At 32.1% G+C, this 13428-nt stretch carries 12 protein-coding genes and 3 tRNA genes; 6 read left to right on the top strand and 9 right to left on the bottom strand.

Annotated elements, in window-relative coordinates; all coding sequences use genetic code 11:
* The first annotated feature begins 97 nt into the window (after positions 1-97).
* The 5 genes from KO504_RS04695 (at position 98) to KO504_RS04675 (ending at position 7135) form a co-directional block, all read left to right on the top strand.
* Positions 98-2368 (top strand): aconitate hydratase, encoded by a 2271-nt coding sequence (locus KO504_RS04695; RefSeq protein ID WP_215925176.1) that lies wholly within the window; start codon positions 98-100, stop codon positions 2366-2368.
* 119 nt (positions 2369-2487) lie between these two features.
* Entirely contained in the window at positions 2488-4752 is a 2265-nt protein-coding gene (locus KO504_RS04690; RefSeq protein ID WP_215925175.1) for a T9SS type A sorting domain-containing protein, read from the top strand.
* A gap of 108 nt (positions 4753-4860) precedes the next feature.
* The gene (locus KO504_RS04685; RefSeq protein ID WP_215925174.1) at positions 4861-5532 is read left to right on the top strand and encodes a Crp/Fnr family transcriptional regulator; all 672 of its coding nucleotides are present in this window, start codon (positions 4861-4863) and stop codon (positions 5530-5532) included.
* A gap of 72 nt (positions 5533-5604) precedes the next feature.
* Positions 5605-6483, top strand: coding sequence for an anti-sigma factor (locus tag KO504_RS04680; RefSeq protein ID WP_215925173.1), 879 nt, complete (start codon positions 5605-5607; stop codon positions 6481-6483).
* Positions 6484-6562: 79 nt separating this feature from the next.
* Positions 6563-7135, top strand: a complete 573-nt coding sequence (locus tag KO504_RS04675; protein WP_215925172.1) for a TlpA family protein disulfide reductase — start codon at positions 6563-6565, stop codon at positions 7133-7135.
* Positions 7136-7151: 16 nt separating this feature from the next.
* Here the strand turns inward: KO504_RS04675 and KO504_RS04670 are convergent, their stop codons facing one another.
* The 8 genes from KO504_RS04670 to KO504_RS04635 all read right to left on the bottom strand — a co-directional run bounded on the left by KO504_RS04670 (position 7152) and on the right by KO504_RS04635 (position 12234).
* Entirely contained in the window at positions 7152-7829 is a 678-nt protein-coding gene (locus tag KO504_RS04670; RefSeq protein ID WP_215925171.1) for a lycopene cyclase domain-containing protein, read from the bottom strand.
* A 3-nt stretch (positions 7830-7832) separates the two neighbouring features.
* Complete coding sequence (locus KO504_RS04665) at positions 7833-8282, bottom strand: sterol desaturase family protein (protein ID WP_215925170.1); 450 nt, start codon at positions 8280-8282, stop codon at positions 7833-7835.
* Between the two features lie 17 nt (positions 8283-8299).
* Complete coding sequence (locus KO504_RS04660) at positions 8300-9139, bottom strand: phytoene/squalene synthase family protein (protein WP_215925169.1); 840 nt, start codon at positions 9137-9139, stop codon at positions 8300-8302.
* 17 nt (positions 9140-9156) lie between these two features.
* A complete protein-coding gene (locus KO504_RS04655) occupies positions 9157-10611 on the bottom strand; it encodes a phytoene desaturase family protein (RefSeq protein ID WP_215925168.1) in 1455 nt (484 codons plus the stop codon).
* Between the two features lie 4 nt (positions 10612-10615).
* A complete protein-coding gene (locus tag KO504_RS04650; protein WP_215925167.1) occupies positions 10616-11515 on the bottom strand; it encodes a MerR family transcriptional regulator in 900 nt (299 codons plus the stop codon).
* Between the two features lie 155 nt (positions 11516-11670).
* Positions 11671-11754: transfer RNA gene (locus KO504_RS04645), tRNA-Leu, on the bottom strand.
* Positions 11755-11810: 56 nt separating this feature from the next.
* A tRNA-Lys gene (locus KO504_RS04640) sits at positions 11811-11883 on the bottom strand.
* Between the two features lie 278 nt (positions 11884-12161).
* Positions 12162-12234: transfer RNA gene (locus KO504_RS04635), tRNA-Lys, on the bottom strand.
* Positions 12235-12362: 128 nt separating this feature from the next.
* Between KO504_RS04635 and KO504_RS04630 the strand changes: the two genes are divergently transcribed.
* Positions 12363-12884, top strand: coding sequence for a shikimate kinase (locus KO504_RS04630; protein ID WP_215925166.1), 522 nt, complete (start codon positions 12363-12365; stop codon positions 12882-12884).
* Here the strand turns inward: KO504_RS04630 and KO504_RS04625 are convergent.
* Positions 12876-13379 carry a phosphoribosyltransferase family protein gene (locus tag KO504_RS04625; RefSeq protein ID WP_215925165.1) on the bottom strand — a complete coding sequence of 168 codons (504 nt, stop codon included), beginning with the start codon at positions 13377-13379 and terminating at the stop codon, positions 12876-12878. The genes KO504_RS04630 and KO504_RS04625 overlap by 9 nt on opposite strands.
* Positions 13380-13428 lie beyond the last annotated feature (49 nt).

Genomic DNA, 13428 nt, shown 5'->3' with positions numbered 1-13428 from the left:
CAACAAAATCCCAATTTTGTTACATATTTTTTAAAACCCTTTATAATTCGTAAATTTGTGACACAAACAAACTAATTATCAACCTTAAATATACTATATGGCTTTTGACATTGATATGATTAAAAAGGTTTACGCTAACATGACAGAGCGCGTTGATGCTGCTAGAGACATTGTTGGTAAACCATTAACACTTTCAGAAAAAATATTATACTCACACTTATGGGACGGAAAACCTACTACAGCCTTTACAAGAGGAAAGGATTATGTAGATTTTGCTCCAGACCGTGTGGCATGCCAAGATGCAACTGCTCAAATGGCATTATTGCAATTTATGCAAGCAGGTAAGCCTAAAGTGGCTGTACCAACTACAGTGCATTGTGATCACTTAATCCAAGCAAAAGATGGTGCTGCTACCGATTTAAAGAATGCCAATAGCACGAGTAGTGAAGTGTTTAATTTCTTGGAATCTGTTTCTAATAAGTATGGTATTGGTTTTTGGAAACCAGGAGCTGGGATTATTCACCAGGTTGTATTAGAAAATTATGCATTTCCAGGTGGAATGATGATTGGTACTGATTCTCATACTGTAAATGCTGGTGGACTAGGAATGGTTGCCATTGGAGTTGGTGGTGCTGATGCTGTAGATGTTATGGCGGGAATGGCTTGGGAACTTAAATTTCCAAAACTGATAGGAGTAAGATTAACAGGGAAACTTTCTGGTTGGACAGCGCCAAAAGATGTCATTTTAAAAGTAGCAGGTATTGTTTCAGCTAAAGGTGGAACAGGTGCTATTGTAGAATATTTTGGGCCTGGAGCAACATCTATGTCTTGTACGGGAAAAGGAACAATTTGTAACATGGGAGCTGAGATTGGAGCAACAACTTCAACATTTGGCTACGATGATTCTATGGAGCGTTATTTACGTGCTACAGATAGAGCTGATGTTGCAGATGAAGCTAATAAAATTAGACCATACCTAACTGCTGATGAAGAGGTATATGCTAACCCAGAACAATATTTTGACCAAGTTATTGATATTGATTTATCTGAATTAGGACCTTTATTAAATGGACCATTTACTCCAGATTTATCAACACCAGTTGGTAAAGATATGTCTAAAATTGCAAATGAAAATGAATGGCCTATAGCTGTAGAATGGGGATTAATAGGTTCTTGTACGAACTCGTCTTATGAAGATTTATCAAGAGCATCATCTATTGCACAACAAGCCATAGATAAAGGCATTAAAATGAAAGCTGAATTAGGAATAAATCCTGGTTCTGAGCAAGTGCGTTATACCGCTGAACGCGATGGTATTTTAGGAATTTTTGAAAAATTAGATGCTAAAATATTCACCAATGCTTGTGGTCCATGTATTGGACAATGGGCAAGATATAGCGACCCTAAAAATGCACCAAAAAATAGTATCGTTCACTCATTTAACAGAAACTTTGCTAAACGTGCAGATGGAAATCCAAATACGCATGCTTTTGTGGCTTCACCAGAAATTACAGCTGCAATAGCTATTGCAGGACGTTTAGACTTTAATCCTATGACGGATAAGTTAATTAACGAAAATGGAGAAGAAGTTATGTTTGATGAGCCTACAGGATGGGAATTGCCTCCTAAAGGTTTTGAAGTAAAAGACAATGGGTATTTAGCACCAGTTGCAGATGGTAGTGGAGTAGAAGTTACTGTAAGTCCTACGTCTGAAAGATTAGAGTTATTAACTCCTTTTACACCTATAGGAAATGAAATTAAAGGAGCTAAATTATTAATAAAAGCTTTTGGAAAATGTACCACTGATCACATTTCAATGGCTGGACCATGGTTACGTTTTAGAGGACATTTAGATAATATTTCTAATAACTGTTTGATTGGTGCTGTTAATGCATTTGGAAAGAAAACCAATTTTGTTAAAAATCAATTAACAGGTGAGTTTGGTGGTGTTCCAGATACAGCAAGAGCTTATAAAGCTGCAGGAGTAAAATCAATTGTAGTTGGTGATCATAATTATGGTGAAGGTTCTTCAAGAGAACATGCGGCTATGGAGCCAAGGCATTTAGGTGTAGTTGCTGTAATTGTAAAATCTTTTGCGCGTATTCACGAAACAAATCTTAAAAAACAAGGTATGTTAGGTTTAACGTTTGCTAATGAAGCTGATTACGATTTAATTCAAGAAGATGATACCTTCAACTTTATTGACTTAAATGAATTTGCACCTGATAAGCAATTGCATTTAGAAATTGTTCATGCAGATGGTAGTAAAGATGTAATAGCGTTGAATCATACCTACAATGATGCACAGATTGATTGGTATAACGAAGGTTCTGCTTTAAACTTAATAAAGAAAGAAAACAACGCTTAGTTGTTAACTTAATAATTAAAAAAAAATCCGCTAGAATTTCTAACGGATTTTTTTTATGCCAATTAATAAAGGATTAACACTAAATTAAAAAGGGTATATTCGTTTTTAAATAAAATCATATGAAAAAAACACTACTCTTTTTAAGTGTCATCTTGTTGTTGCAAACCAATGAGATTTTGGCACAAACCATTGAATTACCATCTAGTTTATATTTATGTGATACTGGTTCTCTTGAGCTTGATGGAACTGTAATAAACACAACCGATACAAATATTACTTATCAATGGTATTATTCCATTTCATTGAATGTTTCTACGATACCAAGTAATGAAATAACAGGTGCAACTAACCCAATATTAACATTAACAGGTGATGGTACTGAATATGGATACTATAAAGTATTAGCAACACTGTCTGATGGAAGTGTACATGTAGATCAAACTAAAATTTCAATAAGTAATTCAGTAAACACATATCTAATTGTTGATTGTGATTTCTTTTTGATACAAGACTTGCAAAACTATTACGAGTTGCTATATACATCTAACATAACCTTTAGTTATTATCAAGATGAGATTGATGCCATAGAAGGTAATGACTTAAGTGCTGATAGCTTTTATAGCTATGATTTATATAATCTTTATCTTCGAATTGAGGTTAATGATGGGGAGTGTGTAGATATAATACCTTTAGATATTTACGTGAATAGTATATATGCCTATTGGGTTCCTAATATGGGAGATTGTTCCATTGATGCCACGGACAACGTATTTGATTTAACTACAAATGATGCTCAAATTATTGGAGGACAACAATTCGCAGTGGTTAATTATTTTGTTAGCTATAATGATGCTAATAATCTAAATAATCCAATTACGAATGCTTCTAATTATACGGCATTGTCGCCTAATCAAACTATTTATGCAAGGGTATATGACCCAAATAACACTAATTTTAATTGCGATCCATCTCAAAGTATTATCCAATTTCAATTATTATCAATTTCTGAACCAACTCCAAATACTGAATTAGATTATATCGTTTGTGATACTACAAGTGGTTCTGATACTGATGGTATTGGTGCATTCGATTTAACGAGCAGAAATACTTTAGTATTGTCTGGCTTAAGTACATATCAGTATAATATAAGCTATTATAATACTTTAGTTGATGCTGATGCTAATACCAACCCTATTTTATCTCCTAATAATTATATAGGGAGTAATGAGGTGATCTATGTTAGAGTAGAAAGTAGTTTAAACTCTGAATGTGTTCAAATATCACAGATGAATTTAATAGTACAAGATACTTGCGATGATATTTCAGTGAATTTACTTTCTTATTGGCAGGCTCCAAGACCAGGATTTACATATAGAAATATGCTAATTGTAAAGAATAATGGCGAGTCAACGGTAAGTTCTGGTAGTGTAACATTTGCTAACGATGCTATTGCGGCATATTCAGGAGCAACAGGATTAAGTGCAGGCAATACCATTACACCAACAGCAACTGGATTTACTTTAGACTTTGTGGATTTACTACCAGGAGAAAGTGAAGTGATTTATATTGATTTATTGGTCTCGACTTCTGCTAATTTAGGAGATATGATTACTAATGTTGCAGAGTATACAACATCTTCAAGTGATGTGGTCATTGAAAATAACACTTCTAGTTTATCAGAAATTATTATTGGTTCTTATGATCCTAATGATATTAATGAGTCTCATGGACCAGAAATTGAACATGTTAGTTTTACGGAAGACGATTATCTATATTATACCATTAGGTTTCAAAATGTAGGTACTGCTAGTGCCATAAATGTAATCATAGAAAATACTTTAGACCCTAAGTTAGATAAGACGACCTTCCAAATGTTAAGCGCTAGTCATTCGTATGGCATTGAGCGCGATTTTGATAATTTAACATGGAATTTCTATAATATAAATCTAGCAGATGAAACTACTGATGAACCTAATAGTCATGGTTTTGTTTATTATAAAATAAAACCATTAGCAGGCTATGAAGTCGGTGATATTGTACCAAATACAGCAGCTATTGTTTTCGATTTTAATGAACCTGTAATTACCAATACGTTTAATACAGAATTTGTAGCTCCCTTAAGTATATCAGAAAATAGTATTAAAAGTGATTATTTATTATCTCCTAATCCTTCAAAAGATATGGTGAGTTTAAGTTTTACATCAACACAATCAAATATTGAAATTGCCGTTTTTGATATTTTAGGAAAAATGGTATTAACACGCAAAATGCAACAAGTTTTAGCAATAGATCTAAATATTTCAGTATTAGAAAAAGGAGTTTATTTTGTGAAAGTAAAAAATGATATAGGAGAACTTAAATCGAAAAAGATTATTAAAGAGTAATCTCTGATGTTTTAATAAAAGCAAAGCCTTTGAGTAATCAAGGGCTTTTTTATGTTAGGGTGTTCGTTTAATCTCGACAATTAAACTATCTAACAAATACGTCCTCTAATGCAATCACTGTGGTTCTTTGATAATGTTAACCTTTTTAAGGTACTCTGCCCTCATAAAGTCAAGATTTATACTAACGAACATAATTTTTGTTCGTACAAAAAGAAAGACTATATCTATATTGAAGCAGATGCTGCCAATAAAGTTTATTTAATTGAACATGGAAAAGTTAAAATTGGCTATTACAGTGAAGATGGAAATGAAATCGTAAAAGCCATTCTTACTAAAGGTGAATTGTTTGGGGAAAAAGCAATTTTAGGAGATGAAAAACGTGATGAATTTGCACAGTCCATAGATAACGAAACTTCTATATGTCCTATAAGTGTTGATACCATGCACGATTTAATGAGAGACAATCAAAATTTTAGTTTTAAAGTCTATAAATTCATTGGTTTAAAGTTTAAAAAATTAGAGCGTCGGTTACAATTGTTATTGTTTAAAGATACTAAAACACGCTTAATTGAATTTCTAGATGAACTTTGTGTAGATTTTGGTTACGACTGTGACAAAACCGGAGATTATGTTATTAAGCATCCCTATACTCAAAAAGATATTGCTTCGCTTATAGGTACATCGAGACCAACAATTAATATCCTTCTTAATGGGTTAAAAGAGGAAAATTACTTAGATTTTAACAGAAAAGAAATAAGAATCTTAAAAAAATCAGCATAGTGTTAGCTATCTAACATTTAAAGAGGTTTTGGTCGTTTAATTTTGAAATATAATTTTAAAATTAAAAAAGCAATGAAGAAAAAAATGATTTTAGCGGTATTGGCATTAGGGATTTTTGCCAGTTCGTGTAGTAGTGATGATGATAACACAAGCTCAGTAAATTCAAATTTAACCCTCAACCTTGATGGTTTAGAAGCGTTAGGTGATGATTTTGTTTATGAAGGATGGATTATTGTAGATGGATCTCCAGTATCTACAGGAACATTTAGTAGTGTAGATTTTCCTCAAACATTTAATGTAAATTCAGAACAGTTAGCTATGGCAACTACATTTGTATTGTCTATTGAACCTGCAGTAGATTCTGATCCCGATCCAGCTGCAACAAAAATTTTAGCAGGTGATTTTTCAGGAACTTTGGCAAGTGTAAATTCTAATGGTATAGTTGCAGATTTTAGTACTTCTACAGGTAACTATATTTTAGCAACACCAACAGATGTAGATGATACTAACGAGGAAAGTGGAGTTTGGTTTTTAGACAACTCTAGTGGAAGTGCTGTTGCAGGATTAGATTTACCAACATTAACTGAGGGTTGGAAATACGAAGGTTGGGCAGTCATAGATGGAACACCAGTTAGTACAGGAACATTTACAGATCCAACATTAGCAGACGATAATGCAGCCACTTCAGTTTTTAAAGGAGAAGCAGGAAATGGACCAGGTTTTCCAGGTGAAGATTATTTACAAAACGCTCCTGCAGGAATGACGTTTCCAACCGATTTGCGTGGGGCAACAATCGTGATTTCTGTTGAACCAGTGCCAGATAATAGTCCAGCACCTTTTACGTTAAAACCCTTAGCGCATGTAGTACCAGAAGAAGCTTCAGTGCATACAACCATTTCAATGGAAGTAGGACCCGTTTCTGTTATTTCAGGAACTGTAACAAAAAGTTAAGTTAGATTAAATTTGTTAGATTTGAAGCGCGATACCAAATTTATGGTGTTGCGCTTCTTTATTTTATAGGAATACGAATATGAAAAAATCAAATAAGAAAAAATCTATAATTTCTAATATTGTTGGTATTGCGGTTATCTTGTTACTTATTATACCTCAAACAAGAAGTGCTATTCAGGTAACGCTTCATAAGGGGTTGAGCTATGTGAATCAATCATCACTTATTAATAAAGAAGACAGGGTGTCTGTAAGCTATACAGATTGGCAGTTAATATCCGATACCAATAAGGTTATTAGTTTTAATGATACTAAAGGAAAAGTTGTATTTATAAACTTTTGGGCAACCTGGTGTCCGCCTTGTATTGCAGAAATGCCAAGTCTTCAAGAGTTGTATAATGACTACAACGCTAAAGTAGAATTTATGTTTGTTACTAGTGATGATTTTAAAACTGTAGAAAAATTTAAAACAAAAAAAGGGTTTAATTTTGAAGTGTATAATCCATTAAATCAAGTGCCTTCAACCTTGTCAACTCAGACGATACCAAGAACTTTTATTATTAATAAAGAAGGAGAAATTGTTGTAGACGAATCTAGTGCTATAGATTGGAATAGCGACAAAGTAAGAGAAATGCTTAACACGTTAATAGATTAGCTTGGTTTTAAGCTTTTTATAGCTTAATGCGTTTCATAAGGTATAAATTGGTAAGTATAAGTGTAAACGCATATACCATGTCTTCAATAGGAATTGTGAAAATTCTAAAAGCAAGATTTTGACTATTGTCATACCATACAACTTCATTTTCAATACAACTCCCGGTTAATAGTCCGTTTACAATAAAAAAAGGAATTAACATTACTAAGAAGGTTACGTAGTATTCTTGCAGAAGTTTAATATTAAATTTTAAAACAAATAGAATTAAACCAATAGCATAAATAAAATTAACTAAAGTGTACCATTTGTCATAGGCAAAAATTAATGTCATTGATAATATTGCTAATGAGATGTAGCTTATAGTTTTTGTGGTCTTTTTAGAAACGCTCATGTTTGGAAAATAATATAAGAGCGAATAATGTGTAAATACACAAGCATAAGGTATACATATAAAAAACAACCATTCTTCAATGGGTAAATTGAAGACTCTATACTTTAAAAAATAGGCGTCATTAAAACCCCAAAATCCGTAGTGCGTAAATATAATATCCCATGGAACATAGAAGCACATGGTTATTATGATGGCAATAAATAAAGATTTCCAATGCTTATAAAACTGTAATTTTGGATGAAAACTGTAAATAAAAGGTATAGAAAGTGACCCTAAATCTAAAAGTAAATACAGATAATTCATTAGTTATTGTTTAAAATATTTAAAAGGAACAATTAACATTCCGAAGTTTTCTCCTTTGTCCTTCCCTAAGTGTTTATGGTGAATCTTGTGGGCACGTCTCAATCCTCTTGCGTATTTATTATCTATGTTTCGTAGCCACTTAAAACGTTGGTGAATAAATATATCGTGAACAATAAAATAGGCTGCACCATATACTAAGATACCTAATCCTATAGGTAGGCAATACCAAATGGCTTCGTAATTCCATAAGTAAAAACAAACCATACTAACAATGGCATAGAAAATAAAAAAGGCATCATTACGTTCAAACCAACTATCGTGATCTTTTTTGTGATGATCTTTGTGTAAATTCCATAAAAACCCATGCATAATATACTTGTGTGTAAACCAAGCGTTGAATTCCATGATAAAGAATGTACTTAAGAAAATCAGTATCCAAAAAATAGTTTGCATAATTATCTATTTATTTTTTAAAGTAAATTCAGTTGATATTTAACATAGCTTCTTGTAAGTAGCTCTATTTTTCTGTAATTAGGTACTCTAATTCTAGTCGATTTAATCTGTAAAGCAGGAGTTTTTTTCAGTTTATCTAATAATTGACTATAATAACGATAAGCCATAAATACTCCAAATTTAGCTTCTAAAGGTAATCGTTTTATGCCTTGTAATCCTTTTTCAAAATCAGATTCTATATCAGATATAATTGCTTTTTTTGAAGTTTCGTCTAATTGATTCAAATCCGTATCTGGAAAATAAGTTCTATTTAAACCTTCAAAGTCGGCTTTTAAATCACGTAAGAAATTGACTTTTTGAAAAGCTGAACCTAGGCTCATTGCAGATGCCTTTAGGTCTTCATATTTTTCAGTATCACCCTTAACAAAAACTTTTAGACACATTAATCCAACAACATCTGCCGAACCATAAATGTACTCTTCGTATTCATCATGGGTTAAATAATCTGTTTTGTGAAGATCAAGTCGCATGCTGCTCATAAAAGAGTCTACCAAATGTTTGTCAATGCCATAGTTGTGATAGGTTTCTTGAAAGGAATTTAAAATAGGGTTTAAGCTAATTCTATCTTCTAAAGCAGCTTCTAAATCCCTTTCAAAATTGTTAAAAAGCTGTTCTTTGTTATAGTCATGAAATGTATCAACAATCTCATCAGCAAATCTTACAAATCCGTAAATATTGTAAATATCTTGCCTTATGCTATGTGATAACATTTTTGTAGCTAATGAGAATGATGTACTGTAAGCGTTAGTAACTGCTTTACTACATTCTCTAGAGACATTGTCGAAAATTGATTTCATACTGTGTGTTATTAAAATTAATTTTTTTGAATTAGTTCTGACACTAATTTTCCCGATATTAAGGCTGGAGGTACACCTGGTCCAGGTACAGTTAATTGCCCCGTAAAATATAAGTCTTTAACTTTTTTGCTTTTTAATTTTGGTCTTAAAAAGGCTGTTTGCGTTAAAGTGTTAGCCAAGCCATAAGCATTTCCTTTATAAGAATTGTATTCGCTTATAAAATCATTAACACAAAAAGACGACTTAAAAAGAATATGTTTTTGAACATTTTGATCTGTTCTTTTTTCAAAACGTTTTATAATAAGATTAAAATAGTGGTCACGTAATTGAGGTGTGTCTTCTAAACCAGGCGCAATAGGAATGAGGAAAAAACCTGTTTCACAATGCTGAGGCGTCATAGTTTTATCTGTAACAGAAGGAAAATTGGCATAAAACAAAGGTTCTTCTGGCCATTTAGGATTGTCATAGATGTCTTTTGCGTGAATTTCAAAATCTGTGTCAAAAAATAAATTATGATGTTCTATATTTTGTAGTTTTTTATCAAAACCAATATAAAAGAGTAGGGAAGAAGGAGCAAATGTTCGTTTGTTCCAATAAGCTTCGCTATACTGTCTGTGTTGTTTTTCTAGTAAGGTTTCTGTATGATGGTAATCTGCGCCACTTAAAACAATATCAGAAGGAATAATTTTTTCATTAACAGTGATGCTTTCAGCGGTATTGTTTTTAACCGTTATCTTTTTAACATTGCTGTTTGTATAAATAGAGACGCCTATGCTTTCTGCTAAGCTTTGCATGGCTTTAATAATTTCATACATACCTCCTTTAGGGTGCCATGTTCCTAAGCCAAAATCTGCAAAATTCATAAAACTATAAAAAGAAGGTGTCTGATTAGGTTTTGCACCTAAAAACAAAACAGGAAACTCTAGTGTTGAAATAAGTTTTGGATTTTTAAAGTTTTTACGAACTTCTGAGCTTATGGTTTTAAAAAACTGGTCTACTCTTGTAATGGTTTCCTTAGATACCAACTCAAAAGGTGAAACACCTGGTTTTAGTACAACTTTATTTATTGCAATATCGTAGTGCTCTTGTGCTCTTGTTATAAATTTTCTTAATGGTTTAGAGCTTCCTGCTTCAATACGTTCAAATTCTTCACAAATTTTATCCATGTGATCACCTATGGTAATTACATCGTCTAAAAAGAAGATTTTATAAGCAGGACTGAGCTTGTCTAGTTGGTAGTAGTCACTGGTGGTTTTTCCAAAGTCGTTAAAGAATTTTTCAAAAACATCAGGCATCCAATACCAACTTGGGCCAATGTCAAAGGTAAATCCATCTTTAATAAGTTGTCTTGCTCTTCCTCCTACAGTATCATTTTTTTCGTAGATAGAAACAGTATGTCCTGCTTTAGCTAGATAGCATGCTGCCGATAGAGCTGAAAAACCAGAACCTATTATGGATATTGTTTTAGACATTAATTTATAATTCTTTAATTAGTGCTTTAATAGAATCGAATGGTTTAATATGTTCAGGTAATTGCATTTTGTCAATACCATCTAACATTTTTCCTAAAACCCAGAAACTCGTATTAGAGTTTTTTAACAAGGCATCATCAAATTCTTCTATGTAGCTTAAAAGATTTTCTTTTTCAGGCTTAACAGTAAAATAAGATACAAAAATAATCTCATCATAGTAGTTTTTAATATCTCTAAGACTTTGTATTGGAACACTTGGCCCTAAAAATATAGACCTGTAGCCGTGTCTAATAATCTCATAATTAATAAACATTAAGCCCAGTTCGTGTATTTCGTTATCAGGCAAATAAAGCACAAATGTTTTATTGGATGTGTGCATTTGTTTGGCCTGAATTTTTTCGGTATTGACTAGTATTTTCTGGCGGATAAGTGTAGAAACAAAATGTTCGTGAGCAGGAGTAATTGTGTCTGTCTGCCATAGCAATCCAATTTCTGATAAGAAGGGTATAAGAATGTTGTAAAAAATATCTTGAAAAGCTTTTTCATTAAGAAGCGTATCATAAGTCTTATAAAAGAGAGCTTGGTCAAAATTAAGCATGGAAAGTTTAAAAGCATTTATGGCATGGCTCTCCATATTTGATTCCGTTGCAATTTCTCTTACTAATTGCGGGATTTTCTGAGAATCAATGGTTGCAATCTTAGATATTTTATAGCCATTATTATTAAGATAACTTACGTTAAGAAGCTTTTGAAAATTAGCTAAGTCGTAATATCTAATATTTGTTTCTGTACGTTTGGGCTCGAGCAAATTATAACGCTTTTCCCAAATTCTAATCGTGTGTGCTTTAATTCCGGTAAAGTTTTCTAGATCTTTAATGCTAAACCTATCTTTAATATTGTTCATTTTTTTTTGAAAATGTTTAAACAAAAATAAGGTTTATACCAATACGAAGTTTAGAATTAACAAAAATTATGAAAAAAAAGAATTGTAAAATGCAATGAAACCTAGTGAAGGCTTATTTATTAGTGAAGAATATAAATGTGATTTTTAAGTAATTGTGCGCACGAGAAGACTCGAACTTCCACGGACTAATGTCCACCAACCCCTCAAGCTGGCGCGTCTACCAATTCCGCCACGTGCGCAAAATAATGAAGTAAATATAAAAAAAGTTAAGCATTACGCTTAACCTTTTTTTTAGTGACCAGTCTGGGGCTCGAACCCAGGACCCTCTCCTTAAAAGGGAGATGCTCTGCCAACTGAGCTAACTAGTCGTTATGTTTTTTTCTAACGAGGGTGCAAATATAAAACCTTTATATAAATACAAAGAACAGAATCAAAAAAAAATATTTTTTTTTATTTGATGACGGTTTTAAGTGTCCTAGAATATTTATTTAATATGTAATTATTCGTTTTGTAGTGATTTGATACTACGTGTTTTAACTGTTTTTTTTGTTTTGTTAGTTTATTTTTTAATTAATCGCTTATCTTAAAGTGTGAGTTACGTTTAGACCAAAAAAAAAGTTAAGCATTACGCTTAACCTTTTTTTAGTGACCAGTCTGGGGCTCGAACCCAGGACCCTCTCCTTAAAAGGGAGATGCTCTGCCAACTGAGCTAACTAGTCATAATGCTTTTCTCTAACGAGGGTGCAAATATATAAGCTTTCTTTAATTTAACAACACTTTTTTAAATTTTTTTTTGTTTTTTTGTTGTGAACAAACCTATGGGTTTAATAATCAATTTGTAAGTGTTATGATTATAGTTTTAATAGGATATATGGGATCGGGAAAATCAACTATTGGTAAGGAATTGGCTACGGCTTTGAAGTACAGTTTTTTAGATTTAGATGCGTACATTTCTGATAAAGAAGAAAAATCTATTTCCGAAATATTTAAAACAAAGGGAGAGATTTATTTTAGAAAAAAGGAAACGGAATATTTAACCGAAATTTTAAATTCTTCTAAAAACCTTGTGCTAGGATTAGGTGGAGGTACACCTTGTTATGGAGAAAACATGAAACTTATGGTAGAGCACCCTAATTTGAAGTCGTTTTATTTAAAGCTTTCAATTCCTCTATTAACAACCCGATTATTCTTAGAACGCGAAAATAGACCCTTAATAAGTAGAATAAATTCTGAAGATGATTTAATGGAGTTTATTGGAAAACATTTATTTGAGCGTTCACATTATTACAGTCAGGCGCAATACACGTTAAATACAGACCATAAAACCCCTCAGGAAGTTTTAGAAGAACTTTTAGTTTACTTAATCTAAATAGGCCTCGTAAGGTTGTTTAGATAAATTTACATGAACATGTTCAAATAAAGATGTAGAAAGTGAAATACCTTTAAAGTCGGCCTTAACAGGATATTTTTTATGATTTCGATTAACCAAAACAGCAGTTTTAAACTGTTTGAGTGGCACATCTAAAAAGTGTTTAATGCCATATATTAAAGTGCTACCAGAGTTTAATACATCATCAATTAATACCAACGATTTATTGGTGTAACTTTCTTTACTAATAGATGTTTTAATAGGTTCTGTTGGTTCCGCTTTATTTATGGTGACTTTACATAAGGTAGATTCTATATCAGAGATTTTATCTAAATTGGATTTTATTTTCTTTGCTAATAGATAACCATTGTTCTCAATACCTGCAATAATGAGTTCTGTCTCATTGGCATTACTTTCATAAATTTGGTAAGCAATTCGTTTTATTTTATGCTCTATTTCTTTATGACTTAAAATGGTGTTTTTAGTTAGTGCCATGGCTGCTCTTTACAAGATTAAAATTTACAATAAGCGACAATTTGTAGCT

It is taken from the genome of Winogradskyella psychrotolerans (assembly GCF_018860565.1).
GTDB lineage: Bacteria > Bacteroidota > Bacteroidia > Flavobacteriales > Flavobacteriaceae > Winogradskyella > Winogradskyella damuponensis.
This window is presented reverse-complemented; position numbering and strand designations above follow the sequence as displayed.